This is a genomic window from Polaribacter sp. 11A2H (genome assembly GCF_011379025.1).
In the GTDB taxonomy this organism is placed as follows: domain Bacteria; phylum Bacteroidota; class Bacteroidia; order Flavobacteriales; family Flavobacteriaceae; genus Polaribacter.
Window position 1 is genome coordinate 385,360 of record NZ_WTLD01000002.1, and the last position, 15,439, is coordinate 400,798.

Consider the following 15,439-nt stretch of genomic DNA (forward strand, 5'->3'; position numbering starts at 1 on the left):
TCAGAGGTTAATTTAGCGGTTGCAAAAGTAGTCATTATTTTTTGTTGATAAAATAAAAACTAATTATTTTTTAACCTGATAATTAGCTCAATAGTAAAGCTAAAAAATTATAGACGTTCCATTATTAATTTTAATAAAAGATTGTACTTTTTATGGCTAAACATTCTTTTGATAATACTTCTTTAAGAAGTTTCATCAAGTAAATCTGGTCTTATTTCTTCTGTTCTTTTATAGGCTTGGTCACTTCTCCAGTCATCAATCTTAGGGAAGTTTCCAGACAATAGAATGTCAGGAACTTTCATTCCTTCAAATTCCGAAGGTCTTGTATATACTGGTGGCGATAATAAATTGTCTTGAAAAGAGTCTGTAAGTGCAGATTGCTCATCTCCAATAACACCCGGAATTAAACGAACAACAGCATCTACTAGTACCGCAGCGGCTAATTCTCCTCCTGTTAAAACATAATCTCCAATAGAAATTTCTTTGGTTATGTATTTATCACGAATTCTTTGATCTACACCTTTATAATGACCTGTTAATATAAGTATATTCTCTTTTAAAGAAAGTGTGTTTGCGGTAGATTGATTTAATGTTTTTGCATCTGGAGTCATATATATAACTTCATCGTACAATCTTTCTGCTTGCAACTTTTTAATACAACTTGCAATCGGCTCAATCATCATAACCATACCAGCACCACCACCAAATTGGGTGTCGTCTATTTGTTTGTAATTTCCCAAACCATATTCACGTAAATCGTGAATTATAATTTCTGCCAAACCTTTGTCTTTAGCTCGTTTAATAATTGAGTGATTAAACGGACTCTCTAATAAATTTGGGGCTACTGAAATAATATCTATACGCATGCCGCAAATGTACTATTTTTGTTGGATTTTTAAATACCTGTTTTAGTAATAAAATAGTGCTTGATTTTTTATTAGATGTTCATTATTTCTTAAATTTGTTAGTTATATGGAAGAACTAACTTTAACAACACCAGCGCTTTTATTTTCGGCAATATCTTTAATCATGCTAGCATATACAAATCGGTTTTTGGCCTATGCAGCGGTGATAAGAAATTTACATGATATTTATTTAGAAAAGAAAGACACTTCCTTATTAAGGCAAATTAAGAACTTAAAGTTGCGTTTAAACTTAACAAGATGGATGCAAATATTCGGGATTTCTAGTTTGTTATTTTGCGTGGTAACCATGTTTTTAATTTATATAGGTTTAAATATAGTGGCAGCTTGGGTATTCGGATTTGCGTTAATTTTATTAATTATTTCTCTTGGATTATTGATAAAGGAATTACAGATTTCTATACAAGCACTGCAACATCATATTGAAGATATTGAAGAGCATTTAGAAAAATAATAAAGATGAAATTATTTTACTTTCACAGTAAAATTAGAGAGTATTTTTGCTAATCTTTTTTTCGTTTTAAATATTCTGGTAGACTTTCTGTTTGTTGGATAGCTTCTATTTTTAGTCATATTATTAAAAATAATAGCGGTTACAAACAATATTAAAACGCCTGTTAGAACAGGAGATAAAATATAAAAATAGCCTAAAGAAGTAATTTTTTCTGTTCCTATAATTGGTATTAAGGCAGTTGCTCCTCCTGGAGGATGCAATGTTTTTGTGTACTGCATTAGTATAATGGAAGTTGAAACAGCTAAAGGAGCCGAGATCCAAATAATATCAGGACAAAATTTAAAAACGCTAATACCAACAAAGGCGGATAATAGATGTCCACCGATAAGATTTCTAGGTTGTGAATAAGGACTTTGTATTGCCCCATAAATTAAAACGCTTGAGGCACCAAAAGAACCAATTAAAAAGATGTTTTCTACTTTGCTGAATGATTGAGATTGTATAAAAGCAATTAATCCGATACCGATAAAAGCACCAAGAAAAGACCAAAATTTTTCTTTATAATCTATTAAAGTTTCTTTGTAGATTATATATTTAGTAACCCTATACGTTCTTTTTAATTTTTTTTGTACCATCTATTTTTTCTTTACAGTTTTGTAGATAAACAGCCTACAAAGTTATATCAAAAAGAGTAGATAATAAAGTAGGTTTAAATATTTACGAATAACTAAAAAGAATGATGTTTAAATAGATTTTAATTGTCAATTTATAGATAACACGTTTGTTTATTGAATAAAATAAAACGTTCTAGTCTGTTTATTCCTAATCTTTAAATACTATGCTTTTTTGTCCATTTGAGAACCAATAAATGCAGTTCTTGGTGCTAAAAAATAACCTGTTAAACTAGCAAATAGAATGGGTATAAAATAAGAGAAACCAGTTAATGTAGCTAGTAATATAGTAGTACTCATTGGTGTTCTTGTAACACAAGCATTTATTCCTGCCATGCAACAAATAATTGCTAAGGAAACACTTATAGACGGAAAAAAATGATGAATTATTAAACCAAGTGTTGTGCCTACAAAGAATAATGGTATTATAAAACCACCTCGCCAACCAGACGTTACGGTTACAGAAATAGCAATAATTTTAAAAATGAGTATTAAAAATAAAGAGGTAATAGAGAAATCACTGTTTAATAGAGAGTTAATCTCCTCATGTCCAAAATATCTTGTTAAAGGGAAATAATAAGAAATGATACCAAGTACTATACCGCCAATTAAGGTTTTAATATAAATAGCTGTTTTTATTTTTTTAAAAACAGATTTTAAAAATTTTGTACAATAGATAAATATCCAACCCACAATTGTTGCTGCTATTGCTAATAAAACGGCAATACCAAAATCAAAGGTTCCAGAGTATTGATACGTAGGTAAAGTCCAAGTAGCACCTAAGCCCAAATGGATAATTAATGAAAAAACAATATAACTAAAACAACTTGCAACCAAAGCAGGCATTATAGCTTTGTAATATTCTACCGCATGTTTGTGATGTAATATTTCTAAAGAAAATAAACTTCCTCCTAAAGGAGCTCCAAACAAAGCAGTAAAACCAGAAGCCATACCAGCAATACTTAGAGAGCGTAATTCTTCTCCTTTTAATCTAAAAATTTTTCCTAACCATGTACCAGTAGAACCTGTAACTTGTACTAAAGGGGCTTCCGGACCAAGGCTTCCTCCAGAGGCAACACAAAGTAGTGAAGAAAGTACCATTGATGGGTTGTTTTTTGGAGTTAATTTTCCTTTATTAAAACGGATGTTATTTACAATTAAATCTATCTCTCCAGGATCTCCAATATAATGGATAATTAATCCAGCTAATAAACCACAAATAGCCATTGTAGGGATTACTAAGAAGCCTTCAAAAAAAGCGATTTTATGAATTAAAAATTCTAAAACAATCCAATAAGTACCTGCAATTATACCACCAATCAATCCTACGAGCGCCCAAAGTAAAAAGGTGCGATTAAAAACAAATGGATTAAATTTTATGGGTTGGTCTAGTAGGTTAGAATATGAAATTAATTTTCTTTTTCTTTTAATTTTCATTTTTCTTATCGATTTGTAAATATAAAAATAGGTGGCGAAATTAGATGAAAATAGTATAGAAACAAAAAAATCTCAAGTGAAAGCTTGAGATTTTAAATTATATTAAAAGGGAAAATAATTTACATTGCTCCCCATTCTTTTAAAGATGCTGTGTTCATTTTAACATAACCTGCATTACCTGCTTTTTCCGCAAGTCTCAAAGATTCTTTCGCAGCTTTAATAGCTCCTTTTTTATCTCCTGCTTTTGCATGAATTAATGCTTGTCTTCTTAATACCCAAAATTTAGGTGAATCAGACATCATTTCTACCGATTTATCAATCCAAGTTTGCGCTTTTTTAATGTCTTTATCTGATTCTAAGTAGTAAGATGCAGCTGCATAATAATCATCAGCAGCAGGACCGTTCATAATAGCTGTAATTTGTTTAGAAACCATAGTGTCTGTTGGTGTTTCAACTTTAAAACCTACGTAGGTATTTTCCCACATAACTCCTAAAACAGCAGAATTATTTGTGATGTCATCAAAACTAATTGTAAAAGTCTCAATTACCATTGGCATTGTTTGTGGAGTTGCTTTTGCATGTGCAGCTACTTTAGCTTCATCCCAATTTTCTGGATTCCCCCAATTTGTAGCATCTGCATAAAAATATACATCCCAAGATTCTTTTCCTGGTTTTGTGTATACGGCATAGGTTCCTTTCTTTAATTCGTTACCATCTATTGTAACATCTGTAGAAAATGTAATTTTAGTATTTTCATTTGCCCCAGTTCTCCAAACTTCATTGAATGGTACTAAATCTCCAAAAATAGTTCTTCCTTTTACTCCTGGTCTAGAGTATTCTATAGTTACGTCTGTTAAACCTACTTGTTGTTCAATTTTTTGAGCTGTACTTGGTGCTGGTGTTTTAATTTGTGCATTTACAGATAATGTAAAAATTGCGACAAATAATGATAAAATAATTCTACTCATAATTAATGGTTATTTAGTGATTTTATTGATAGTCGAAATTACAACTTCAAAATAATAGAATTGTTAACAAAACCTTAAAAAGGATTGTATCTTTGTTAAGTTTGTAGAATTAAAAAGTCTTTTTTTATGAGAAATGTTAGTGTTTTAGGTTGTGGTTGGTTAGGAAAATCTTTAGCGATTTCATTGTTAGATGAAGGCTGTTTTGTAAAAGGTTCTACTACGAGTGAAGAGAAGCTAGAACTTTTAGAAATGAATAGTATAGAACCTTATATTGTTAATATTTCTGAATTTGAAGAGTTTGATGATTTCTTACAAACAGATATTTTAATCATTGCCATAACTTCTAAAGATGTGGATGGTTTTGAAAACTTAATTTCTCAAATTGAAAATTCTGAAGTTCAGAAAGTAATTTTTATCAGTTCTACTTCTGTCTACGGACAATTGAATAAAGTAATGACAGAAGAAGATGCCGTTTTAAATACGCCTTTAACTGAAATTGAAAATTTATTTAGAGAAAACACTTTTTTTGAAACCACAATAATTCGTTTTGCTGGTTTATTTGGTGATGTTAGACAACCTTACAATTGGTTTAAAAATGGACGAAAAATTCCGCAGCCAAAAGGATTTGTGAATATGATTCATAAAGACGATTGTATAGAAATTATTCAGGAAATAATAGCACAAGATTGTTGGAATGAAACTTTTAATGCCTGCTCTAATCATCATCCAACAAGAAGAGAGTTTTATACCATAGCAAAATTAAGCAACGATTTTGAAATGCCAGAATTTGAAGATAATGAAGTCTATGAATGGAAAATTATCAGCTCTAAAAAAGTACAAGAAGTTTTAGGGTATACTTTTATTCATGATGACTTGTTAGATATTTAGAGAGTTTAGTGTCATTTTGAAATAAGCTTTTCTTTACAATTGAGAAGTCTTTTTAATTAGCTAATTGTTGTGAGATTTCTCCTCATTCTTCGTTCGAAATGACAGTGCGCTTGTGGAGGTGAGTGTTTTTTTTGATAGACGATATTGAAAACTTTTTAGATCAGCTAAGTGTGAGTTCAAATTGTCACTTCGAAGTAATGAGAAGTCTCATATGAGTGATAAGGCAAAACAGAACAACTTTACGAGGTTTCTCTTTTAGTTTATCTTGAGTGAAGTCGAAAGACTAAAAAACGCTCATTTCGAAATGACAGAACCCTAGATAAAAATAGTGATTCAATAAGTAAAAATAAGTAGCGCTAATTTGTAGAAAAAACTCAGCGAATCTCTGCGTTTTCTCTCTGTGAATCTCCGTGTTACAACCTACTATACTTTCTCTTTCTCAAATAATTAAAAACAAACCCGAAGGCAAATAAAAGGATCAATGGGAGAACAACATTTAAAAACTGCCAGAAAGTACGTTCTTTAAACGCTTTTTGTTTGTCTAATGTTCTAATCTGTAAAGTCTTGTTTCTAAGCAGAATTAAACCTGCATCATCTAATAAATAATCGACAGTATTTAAAAGAAAATCTTTATTACCAAACTGTTGATTCGTCCATTTATCTCTATTTAAATCAAACGGTTGCTTTTTTAAAATCTGATTTTTTCCAATATCACCATCAGAAATTACAACCATTTTATTGTTGGTCGCATGCTCTTTAAAAAGAGGTGTTTCAAATGGTTTTACTCTGTCTTTATAAGCCGATTTAAAATTACCTTCTAGTAAAACTGCAAATAACTGATTTCCGCCTCTGTATTCATCTTCAATTACTTCATCAGCAATAGATTGTAGCTCAATAAAACTAGGAGTTCCAATTCTTTTCGTTAAAGTAGAACTTAATAATAAAGGTGTTTTTTTAATGTTGTTTTTTAACGTATCTATCTGGTTTGCAAATTGCAATCTAACAGGAGAAACATTTTTTGTAATTGGGTGATTTGGATTTCCACCAACCAAAGGATGGAAAAACCAATCTAAATTTTTAAACTGTGTTTGATTCCCAACTTTACCCGTTGCTAACGGAATTTGAGCAGCAAATAAGTCTTTAATCAGAGTGGTATTAATTCTTATTCCGTAAGAAAATAATAGGTCTGTTAAGTTTAAATCTCTTGGATACGCTAACATTTTACCAGAATTGAACAAACTATCTTGATCTGCTTGCACATTGTCTAGCATCCACAATGTTTTTCCGCCATTGGCGATAAATTGATCTAAAGTCAGTTTTTCTTTTTCAGTAAATTTTTCAGTTGGTTTTGCAATAATTGCCAAATCTAAAGACGTTAAATCTTTAAGAGTTTGCTGCGGATTGATTTCTACAGAGTCTAATGTAAATTTTGCTAATTTATATTTCTTAGCAACTTCACTTAAAAAACTATATTGATAAATATCTTGTAACTCTCCGTTTCCAGTAATTACAGCCACACTTTTTTGTTTATTTTGGGTAACAGAATTAATCGCATTAGAAAAGCTATATTCCAAGTTTTCAATGGCTTTTTGTAGTTGTTCGTCTTGCGATGCTACAATGGCATTTGGCAATAAAGAAACAACAGTAGCTTTTTTACCGTATGCTACTTCTGCAAAAGGAAAAATAATAGCTTCAGATAATTTACCATCTTCTTCAACGGTTAACTGGCTAGGTAACATGCCTCTTTTAATCAGCTCTTCTCGTTGATTATCTGGGTTTTCAAAATTGATTCTTATGTTAGAATTAGTAGTGGCTAACTCTTCTAAATATTGTCTTGTTTCTGCTTGTAACCTTTTAAATTCTGATGGGAAATCTCCTTCTAAATAAACGGTAACAAATAGAGGATTGTCTACTTTAGAAAGTATGTTTTTTGTGGTTTCAGAAAGTGTGTAACGATTATCTGCTGTTAAATCGAAACGTTTGTAAAATGATTGGTTGATGACATTTAACAGAATCAATCCAACAATTATAAGGATGCTATTTTTTATATTTTTATTCATGATCTAAACGTGTTTTAGTAATGAATAAAAAGAATACAGTTACACTTAAAAAGTACAGAATATCTCGTGTGTCAATGACACCTCTAGAAATACTTTTAAAATGTTCGTTTAATCCCATTTTTTTAAGGGTTAAATTATTACCGATAGAATCGGAAATTACATCAAACCCGTAAAATAAAAAGAAGGTAATAAATACACCTAATATAAAGGCTACTATTTGGTTTTTAGAAAGTGTAGATGTAAATAAACCAATAGCAGTATAGGTTGCGGCTAAGAATAATAAGCCAAGATAAGAACCAATTGTACTACCAAAATCTATGTTTCCGGCAGGGTTTCCTAATTGATAAATCGTATAAATGTAAGTTAGTGTTGGTATTAAAGCAACAATAACTAATAGGAGGGAAGCCGAGAATTTACCGAGTACAATTTGCCAATCGGAAATTGGTTTTGTTTTTAAGAGCTCTATAGTTCCGTTGTTAAATTCATCAGCAAAACTTTTCATGGTAATTGCCGGAATCAAAAATAAAAATACCCAGGGAGCTAAGAAGAAAAACGAAGTTAAATCTGCAAAACCTGCGTTTAAAATATTAAAATCGCCTTTAAAAACCCACAGAAACAAACCGTTTAACAATAAGAAAACACCAATAACTAAATAGGCAATTGGGCTTGCAAAAAATGAGTTGAATTCTTTCTTTAAGATCGCTATCAATGTAAAATGTTTATGCGTTTACTTGGTTCTTTTTATTTCTAATTTTGTTAATTCGAAATGACAATGAATCTATATAATATCAGTCTAAGCTTGTAGCAGACTAAATTCATTTATCAAAAGCACCTCGACAAGTTCAGTGTGACATTGCTTTTTTAATTGTTCTTAGTTTTTAAGATGTTACTAAATTAATTTCAAGAACCAATTAATATTTCTGATGTCAGTCTGAGCTTGTCGAAGACTCTTTATTTTGATCTCTAGTTTCTATTTTTCTAACTTATAAATTCTATTGTCTTCAAAACCTTCATCTGTTCTGTCTACTTGCAAATCAAAATCTAGTTTATGTAATAACGTAATAGAAGCAAGATTATTTTTGTGCGTAAAAGCTTCTATGGTTTTTAATTCCATTTTTTCAAAAGCATATTCTAATACTTCTTCAAAAGCCTCCGTCATATAACCTCTTTCTTGGTAGTCTGGGTGAATTTCGTATCCAATTTCTGCATAATTCTCTGCAACATCAAAATTACGTAAACCAATTGTACCTAATAATTCTGCACTGTTTTTAGATTCAATAACCCAAAAAAGCCCTTTGTTGTCTGCTACTAAATTAGTGGCTTGGTCTATAAAAGCTCTAGCTTCAGAAAGATTTTTAAGAGACTCACGTTGTATATATTTGTTAACCTCTTTGTTTGCTCTTAAACCAAAAACTGCTTTTGCATCTTCTAAGTTTATTGCTCTTAATGTTAATCTGTCTGTTTCTAAAACAGGAAAAGTAGTAAAATCGAAATCCATTATTTATTTATATTTGTCTTAATTTTTTATTGTAAACTCACTTTTTTATCAACGCTCCATGCTAGTGGTTTGTCGTTAAAAAACACCTTTGTTTTTGCCCAAACATCTTTAAAAAGAGCTGAGTTTCTGTAATTTTCTAAATCTTCTTCTTGTTCCCAATAAGAGTAGGTGAAAAAGATTTCTGGGTTTGTTTTGTCTTGATATAATTCTAATAAGTTACAACCTTTAGAAGCTCTAATGAATGCTTTTTTTTCTTCAAACATTAATAAAAACTCTTCGATGTGTTTGGTATGAAAACTTAATTTTACAATTCTAACAAACATGTTTTTAGGTTAAGTGAGTGAAATCTGGTTTTATGTCATCGATAAAATCGATAATTATAGCATCTCTATAGCCTAAACCTAGCAGGGTAGATGCGCCACCAACTGTATCTAGATTACTTCGGTAAATTGCAATTTCTAAATAACCAGCAGAATTAAAAATAGCTAATTTATGGCCTTCGTATTGTTGATTACTATAAGACTCATTACTTACTACTTCGTTATATTTAGTAAATATTTTTGTGAAAGAATGTTTTCTTGCATGCACAATAAAATCTCTTCCTTTACCAATTTCTCTAAACATTTTTTTACTGATATTGGTAATTACATTTCCGTAATTGTCAATATAAATAATACCCCCAGTAATTTTATTTTGTTGTTGATTTGTCTTTGGCTGAATTTCAACAATCTTTTTAAATTCAGGAATTTCTTTACCTATAACCGTTAAGTTTCCTCCTCTAGCAATAAAACAAGCCACTTGTACAAATACATCTAAAACAGGAAAACTACTTTCTACTCTGTCATGAATATTAATTTCTACAATTTTACTGGGCTGAATTTCTGATGCTATCATAGAGATTAAACCGTTATCTGGACATACAAAAAAATGACCATCTAACTCTATGGCAATGTGTTTGTTGTCTTCACTTAACTCAGAATCTACCCCTACAATATGGATGGTTCCTTTAGGGAAACTTTTATAAGAATTTTTTAAAATATAAGCCGTTTCTGTAATGCTAAAAGGAGATACTTCATGTGTAATGTCTACAATTTTAGCATCTGGTAATTCAGAATAAATAGCTCCTTTTACAGCGCCAACAAAGTGGTCTTTTGTTCCAAAATCTGTGGTTAAAGTGATTATAGACATTAAAAATTGGGCTGTTAATTAAATGTGTAAAAGTTGTTGATTATTTTACGCAAATCTAATCATTTTAAAAAATTTATTGGTTATTTTTAGTTGAAATATAAATGTAATTTATTAATAAAAATTAATCATTTGAACGAACGCACTATAGAGCTTACAGAAATTAGTCCTAAAGATTTTTTCGGAGCGCAAAACAGTACTATTGAACAATTAAAAAGATACTTTCCAAAAATTAAAATCGTTGCGAGAGGCTCTAAATTAAAAATTTATGGAGAACCAGAAATTTTAGATGAGTTTGAAACTCGGTTAGATCGGTTAATAAAGTATTTTAACAAATACAATAAGTTAGATGATAACAGTATTGAACAAATTTTAACGTCTAACGGAAATGAAGAAAAAACTACAGCAACTAAAAAAGCGAAAGAAGTTTTGGTGCATGGAGTTAGTGGACGATTGATAAAACCACAAACCGAAAACCAGCGTAAAATGGTTACTTTAATGGCAAAGAATGATATGTTGTTTGCTGTTGGTCCTGCTGGAACAGGAAAAACCTATACAGCGGTTGCTTTGGCGGTTAAAGCTTTAAAAGAAAAAGAGGTCAGAAAAATTATTTTAACAAGACCCGCAGTAGAATCTGGCGAGAATTTAGGTTTCTTACCAGGAGATTTAAAGGAAAAATTAGATCCGTATATGCAACCTTTATATGATGCATTAAGAGATATGATTCCGCATGAGCGTTTAGAATCTTATATAGAAAAAGGCGTTATACAAATAGCACCTTTGGCATTTATGCGCGGTAGAACTTTAGACAATGCATTTGTAATTTTAGATGAAGCGCAGAACACAACCCATAATCAAATGAAGATGTTTTTAACAAGAATGGGTAAAAGTGCAAAGTTTATTATTACGGGAGATCCTGGTCAGATAGATTTACCTAGAAAACAAATTTCTGGTTTAAAAGAGTCTTTATTAGCCTTAAAAGATATAGACGGAATTGCACAAGTATATTTAGATGATAAAGACGTGGTGAGACATCAATTGGTACGTAAAATTATTGGTGCTTATAAGAGTATAGAAACAGAATAAAAATTTTAGTTGTTAGTAACTAGTCTTTAGTTTATTTTTGCGGCCACAACAACATAACATATAATGAATACAATTAACAATACTAATTTCAAATTTCCTAACCAGAAGTCTGTATATATAGGTAAAGTAAGGGAAGTTTATAATATAAATGACGCTCTTTTGGTGATGATTGCAACAGATAGATTGTCTGCTTTCGACGTTGTTTTACCACGTCAAATTCCGTTTAAAGGACAGATTTTAAATCAGATTGCAACAAAAATGATGAATGATACCTCAGATATTGTTCCGAATTGGTTGCTCGCAAATCCAGATGAAAACGTTGCCGTAGGTCATTTATGTGAACCTTTTAAAGTAGAAATGGTAATTCGTGGTTATATGTCTGGTCATGCAGCACGTGAATATAAATTAGGAAAAAGAACTTTGTGTGGTGTTGCCATGGCAGAAGGTTTAAAGGAGAATGATAAATTTCCAGAAGCTTTAATTACGCCATCTACAAAAGCAGATAACGGAGAGCATGACGAAGATATTTCTAGAGAAGACATTCTTGCAAAAGGAATTGTATCCGAAGAAGATTACATTATTTTAGAAAACTATACAAGAGCTTTATTTAATAGAGGAACTGAAATAGCTGCAAAACGTGGTTTAATTTTGGTGGATACTAAATACGAATTCGGAAAAACGAAAGAAGGGAAAATTGTATTGATTGATGAAATTCATACACCAGATTCTTCTCGTTATTTTTATGCGGATGGATATCAAGAAAGACAAGATAAAGGAGAAGCTCAAAAACAATTATCTAAAGAATTTGTACGTCAGTGGTTAATTGAAAACGGTTTTCAAGGAAAAGACGGACAAGCAATACCTGCAATGACAGATGATAAAGTCATCGAAATCTCTAACAGATATATAGAGTTATACGAACAAATTACTGGAGAAGCTTTTGTAAAGGCGACTACAGATAATGTATTAAATAGGATTGAAGAGAATGTACTTCAATTTTTAAAATAACACATAAATTTACGTCATTGCGAGGAGGAACGACGTGGCAATCTGATTATTTTAATTATAAATAAAAGATTACTTCGTCATGCTTCCTCGTAATGACGAATTTTTTAAAACCAACAACCATGATTATAGAACCAAGAACAAGAGGATTTATCTGTTTAACATCGCACCCAACAGGATGTGAGCAAAACGTGATCAATCAAATAGAATATGTAAAATCGAAAGGAAAAATAGACGGAGCTAAAAAAGTACTAGTAATTGGTGCTTCTACAGGATTCGGATTGGCTTCAAGAATATCTAGCGCATTTGGTTCTGATGCTGCTACAATTGGTGTTTTCTTTGATAAACCAGCTACAGAAGGAAGACCAGGTTCGCCAGGTTTTTATAATACTGCTGCTTTTGAAAAACAAGCAACTGCTGCCGGTTTATATGCAAAAAGTATTAACGGAGATGCGTTTTCTAATGAAATAAAAGAACAAGTTGTAAACTTAATCAAAGAAGATTTAGGTCAGATTGATTTGGTAATTTACAGTTTAGCATCACCAGTAAGAACACATCCAACAACAGGAACAAGATATAAATCTGTTTTAAAACCAATTGGAGATGTTTTTTCTAATAAAACAGTAGATTTCCATACAGGTAAAGTTTCAGAAATTTCTATCAATCCTGCAGAAGGAGAAGATGTAGAAAATACGATAAATGTAATGGGTGGTGAAGATTGGAAAATGTGGATGGACGCATTACAATCTGAAAACTTATTAGCAGAAGGAGCTACAACAGTTGCTTATTCTTATATTGGCCCAGAAGTAACAAAGCCAGTATATAGAAACGGAACTATTGGAGCTGCAAAAGATCATTTAGAAGCAACTGCTTTTACTATTTCTGACGATTTAAAATCGATTGGAGGAAAAGCGTATGTTTCTGTAAATAAAGCCTTAGTAACACAAGCAAGTTCTGCAATTCCTGTAATTCCATTGTACATTTCTTTATTGTATAAAGTGATGAAGGCAAAAGGAATTCACGAAGGTTGTATCGAACAAATTCAGCGTTTGTATAGCGAGCGTTTATTTGGAGGTGATTTAGCTTTGGATGAAAAAGGAAGAATTAGAGTTGACGATTGGGAAATGAGAGAAGATGTACAAGCAGAAGTGAACAAGCTTTGGGAAACTGCAACTACAGAAAACTTATCTGAAATTGGAGATTTAGAAGGCTATAGCAACGATTTTTACAACCTTTTCGGTTTTAAAGTTGCTGATGTAGATTATGATGCTGATGTAAATGAAGTAGTAAACGTACCAAGTATTCAGTAAGATTATTATCCCGCGATAGCGGAAACTAAAATACAAACCTCACAGTTAATGCTGCATTTATTTCGGCAACTATTGTGAGGTTTTTTTTATCTTGTAAAAAATTAAAGTTGATGAAAGCAGTAACTGTAAAACAATTAAAAGACGAACTTTCTCATAAATCTGCCAATGAGTTGAAAGAGTTGTGTTTGCATTTATCAAAATTTAAAAAAGAGAATAAAGAATTACTAACGTATTTGTTATTCGAATCTCATGACGAAGAACAATACATACAAAGTGTAAAAGATCAAAACGAAGTATTGTTTTCTGAGATTAACACAAAGAGTTATTTTTATATTAGAAAAAGTGTTCGGAAGATTTTAACGCTCAATAAAAAATTTATTCGGTATTCTAAAAAGAAAGAAACAGAAGTGGCGTTATTGCTCCATTTTTGTCGTTGTTTAAAAGAATTTAAACCATCTATAAAAGGGAGTGTAAGATTAGTAGCAACTTTTGATAGGCAAGTGGTTTTAATTAAAAAAGCAATTGCTACGTTACACGAAGATTTACAATACGATTATCAACTAGAATTAGACGAATTATTAGATGAATAAAAAAGAGAGACCAGTATTAACGGATTTAGTGAATGAAGGAACTTCTGAAATGGAAAAATTTCAGAATGAAGTATTAAGACCTGTAATAAAAATGCAGCACAGTTTGTTGATTAGTTCATTTAAGCACCATCTTATAAAAAGAAAAGTAGATTTTACCGATTTAACGGATAAGAAAAGAAGAAGTAAAATTACTGCTGTTTTTAAAACGGATAACAATTATAAGAACTTTACTTTAGGGATAATTATTGGTCATTTTTCTTCGGATGAATTTACTTTTTATGCTGATAATGCATCAGAAATTAATAGAAGAATTTTGCAAATTGTTACGCAAAGATTAAAAGATAGTATTTTGGAATTAGTATAGGTGTTTAATAGTATTAAAAAAACCTAGTTGAAAATAGAGGTATTGGGAGTTATATGTAATTTATGAAAACCGTATAAAATGAATGAATTGAAAATTGAACCATATTATAATCAACCTAATGAAAATTCCTTCTTATACAGATATTTAACAATTGACAAACTATTAGACTTACTATTGAGTGAAAGAATTTCTCTTGTTAGACTTAATCTGTTTGATGATAAATTAGAAGGTAGTTCTTTAAAACATTTGCGCTTAAATCATTTTAGTGAACTCGCTAAAAAAGATATGCAAAAACAAGGTGGAACTTTTGCTAGTATTTCTCTAACGGTTAATCCAACAGAAAGGAATAAACGAAGTCGACACAGAGAACTTTTTCAAGACACGAACTACGCAAGTTGTTGGTATATTGATAATTATGAGTCTGTTGCAATGTGGCAATTATATTCAAAACCTGATAGTGTCGCTATAAAAATTCCTTATAAGGTTTTAAATAAAGAATTATTGGAGGGGAATTTTGAAATTAATGGTAAATATGAAAAATTAAAATTCGGTGCCATTTCTTATCATAGATTTAAAAATATAGCTAACGTTGAAAAGAATAATATAGAAACTGACATTCAAGGTTTTATTAAAGATTCAAGTTTTGATCACGAAAGAGAATTTCGAATAATGGTTGAAAATAAAGATTCTGAAAAAAAATATTTAGAGAATCGAGGAGTATTGTTAGACGAAGATGTAGATAAATTAAATAATTTTAATGAAATAAAAGTAAAATATTTAAAATTTAATAATTTCAAGAAACTACCTTTTGAAATTATTTATCATCCAGAATGTCAAGAGTGGCATAAAAAAAATATTGAGAAGATAATTAGTCAATTCAATATAAAATTTGAAATTCATGATTCTGAATTAAAGAACACATTTAAGTGAAAACGACTAAACTACAGTGTGTTATGTTTTTTGTTGCTTCGATTTTTCTTCAAAAAAGAGGTTCAGATAA

The 15,439-nt window shown here is 30.6% G+C and carries 17 protein-coding genes; 8 read left to right on the forward strand and 9 right to left on the reverse strand.

Annotated elements, in window-relative coordinates:
- Positions 1–182: 182 nt before the first annotated feature.
- Entirely contained in the window at positions 183–866 is a 684-nt protein-coding gene (gene trmD, locus GQS58_RS03990) for a tRNA (guanosine(37)-N1)-methyltransferase TrmD (protein WP_166383076.1), read from the reverse strand.
- Positions 867–972: 106 nt separating this feature from the next.
- On the opposite strand from trmD, the gene GQS58_RS03995 reads away from it, so the two are divergent.
- Positions 973–1,377, forward strand: a complete 405-nt coding sequence (locus GQS58_RS03995) for a DUF2721 domain-containing protein (RefSeq protein WP_166383078.1) — start codon at positions 973–975, stop codon at positions 1,375–1,377.
- An 11-nt stretch (positions 1,378–1,388) separates the two neighbouring features.
- Here GQS58_RS03995 and GQS58_RS04000 read toward each other — a convergent pair whose 3' ends face one another.
- From GQS58_RS04000 to GQS58_RS04010, 3 genes are all read right to left on the reverse strand, one after another.
- Complete coding sequence (locus tag GQS58_RS04000; protein ID WP_166383080.1) at positions 1,389–2,012, reverse strand: HPP family protein; 624 nt, start codon at positions 2,010–2,012, stop codon at positions 1,389–1,391.
- 201 nt (positions 2,013–2,213) lie between these two features.
- Complete coding sequence (locus GQS58_RS04005) at positions 2,214–3,485, reverse strand: chloride channel protein (RefSeq protein WP_166383082.1); 1,272 nt, start codon at positions 3,483–3,485, stop codon at positions 2,214–2,216.
- Between the two features lie 119 nt (positions 3,486–3,604).
- Positions 3,605–4,453, reverse strand: a complete 849-nt coding sequence (locus tag GQS58_RS04010) for a DUF2911 domain-containing protein (protein ID WP_166383084.1) — start codon at positions 4,451–4,453, stop codon at positions 3,605–3,607.
- Between the two features lie 126 nt (positions 4,454–4,579).
- Between GQS58_RS04010 and GQS58_RS04015 the strand changes: the two genes are divergently transcribed.
- The gene (locus GQS58_RS04015; RefSeq protein WP_166383086.1) at positions 4,580–5,341 is read left to right on the forward strand and encodes a dTDP-glucose 4,6-dehydratase; all 762 of its coding nucleotides are present in this window, start codon (positions 4,580–4,582) and stop codon (positions 5,339–5,341) included.
- A gap of 413 nt (positions 5,342–5,754) precedes the next feature.
- Here GQS58_RS04015 and gldG read toward each other — a convergent pair whose 3' ends face one another.
- The 5 genes from gldG to GQS58_RS04040 form a co-directional block, all read right to left on the reverse strand.
- Entirely contained in the window at positions 5,755–7,401 is a 1,647-nt protein-coding gene (gene gldG / locus GQS58_RS04020; protein ID WP_166383088.1) for a gliding motility-associated ABC transporter substrate-binding protein GldG, read from the reverse strand.
- Entirely contained in the window at positions 7,394–8,110 is a 717-nt protein-coding gene (gene gldF / locus GQS58_RS04025) for a gliding motility-associated ABC transporter permease subunit GldF (protein ID WP_166383090.1), read from the reverse strand. Before gldF ends, gldG begins: the two co-directional genes overlap by 8 nt.
- A 261-nt stretch (positions 8,111–8,371) precedes the next feature.
- Entirely contained in the window at positions 8,372–8,899 is a 528-nt protein-coding gene (locus GQS58_RS04030; RefSeq protein ID WP_166383093.1) for a GNAT family N-acetyltransferase, read from the reverse strand.
- Between the two features lie 26 nt (positions 8,900–8,925).
- Positions 8,926–9,222: a putative quinol monooxygenase gene (locus tag GQS58_RS04035; RefSeq protein WP_166383095.1), complete on the reverse strand. Its 297-nt coding sequence runs from the start codon at positions 9,220–9,222 to the stop codon at positions 8,926–8,928.
- Positions 9,223–9,226: 4 nt separating this feature from the next.
- Complete coding sequence (locus GQS58_RS04040) at positions 9,227–10,087, reverse strand: S-adenosyl-l-methionine hydroxide adenosyltransferase family protein (protein WP_166383097.1); 861 nt, start codon at positions 10,085–10,087, stop codon at positions 9,227–9,229.
- A 129-nt stretch (positions 10,088–10,216) separates the two neighbouring features.
- Here GQS58_RS04040 and GQS58_RS04045 point away from each other — a divergent pair, with 129 nt between their 5' ends.
- From GQS58_RS04045 to GQS58_RS04070, 6 genes are all read left to right on the forward strand, one after another.
- Positions 10,217–11,170: a PhoH family protein gene (locus GQS58_RS04045; RefSeq protein ID WP_166383099.1), complete on the forward strand. Its 954-nt coding sequence runs from the start codon at positions 10,217–10,219 to the stop codon at positions 11,168–11,170.
- Between the two features lie 63 nt (positions 11,171–11,233).
- Entirely contained in the window at positions 11,234–12,178 is a 945-nt protein-coding gene (locus tag GQS58_RS04050; protein WP_166383101.1) for a phosphoribosylaminoimidazolesuccinocarboxamide synthase, read from the forward strand.
- Positions 12,179–12,297: 119 nt separating this feature from the next.
- Positions 12,298–13,485: an enoyl-ACP reductase FabV gene (gene fabV / locus GQS58_RS04055; RefSeq protein WP_166383247.1), complete on the forward strand. Its 1,188-nt coding sequence runs from the start codon at positions 12,298–12,300 to the stop codon at positions 13,483–13,485.
- A 110-nt stretch (positions 13,486–13,595) separates the two neighbouring features.
- Entirely contained in the window at positions 13,596–14,075 is a 480-nt protein-coding gene (locus GQS58_RS04060) for a hypothetical protein (protein WP_166383103.1), read from the forward strand.
- Entirely contained in the window at positions 14,068–14,439 is a 372-nt protein-coding gene (locus GQS58_RS04065; RefSeq protein WP_166383105.1) for a glyoxalase, read from the forward strand. The genes GQS58_RS04060 and GQS58_RS04065 overlap by 8 nt, the downstream gene beginning before the upstream one ends.
- 78 nt (positions 14,440–14,517) lie before the next feature.
- A complete protein-coding gene (locus tag GQS58_RS04070) occupies positions 14,518–15,369 on the forward strand; it encodes a DUF2971 domain-containing protein (protein WP_166383107.1) in 852 nt (283 codons plus the stop codon).
- Positions 15,370–15,439: the final 70 nt, after the last annotated feature.

Coding starts and splice junctions, on each gene's coding strand:
- trmD (WP_166383076.1), bottom strand. CDS start 866: ATGCGTATAGATATTATTTCAGTAGCCCCAAATTTATTAGAGAGTCCG.
- gldG (WP_166383088.1), bottom strand. CDS start 7,401: ATGAATAAAAATATAAAAAATAGCATCCTTATAATTGTTGGATTGATT.
- GQS58_RS04005 (WP_166383082.1), bottom strand. CDS start 3,485: ATGAAAATTAAAAGAAAAAGAAAATTAATTTCATATTCTAACCTACTA.
- GQS58_RS04030 (WP_166383093.1), bottom strand. CDS start 8,899: ATGGATTTCGATTTTACTACTTTTCCTGTTTTAGAAACAGACAGATTA.
- GQS58_RS04015 (WP_166383086.1), top strand. CDS start 4,580: ATGAGAAATGTTAGTGTTTTAGGTTGTGGTTGGTTAGGAAAATCTTTA.
- GQS58_RS04060 (WP_166383103.1), top strand. CDS start 13,596: ATGAAAGCAGTAACTGTAAAACAATTAAAAGACGAACTTTCTCATAAA.
- GQS58_RS04000 (WP_166383080.1), bottom strand. CDS start 2,012: ATGGTACAAAAAAAATTAAAAAGAACGTATAGGGTTACTAAATATATA.
- GQS58_RS04065 (WP_166383105.1), top strand. CDS start 14,068: ATGAATAAAAAAGAGAGACCAGTATTAACGGATTTAGTGAATGAAGGA.
- GQS58_RS04040 (WP_166383097.1), bottom strand. CDS start 10,087: ATGTCTATAATCACTTTAACCACAGATTTTGGAACAAAAGACCACTTT.
- GQS58_RS04070 (WP_166383107.1), top strand. CDS start 14,518: ATGAATGAATTGAAAATTGAACCATATTATAATCAACCTAATGAAAAT.
- fabV (WP_166383247.1), top strand. CDS start 12,298: ATGATTATAGAACCAAGAACAAGAGGATTTATCTGTTTAACATCGCAC.
- GQS58_RS04050 (WP_166383101.1), top strand. CDS start 11,234: ATGAATACAATTAACAATACTAATTTCAAATTTCCTAACCAGAAGTCT.
- GQS58_RS03995 (WP_166383078.1), top strand. CDS start 973: ATGGAAGAACTAACTTTAACAACACCAGCGCTTTTATTTTCGGCAATA.
- GQS58_RS04035 (WP_166383095.1), bottom strand. CDS start 9,222: ATGTTTGTTAGAATTGTAAAATTAAGTTTTCATACCAAACACATCGAA.
- GQS58_RS04010 (WP_166383084.1), bottom strand. CDS start 4,453: ATGAGTAGAATTATTTTATCATTATTTGTCGCAATTTTTACATTATCT.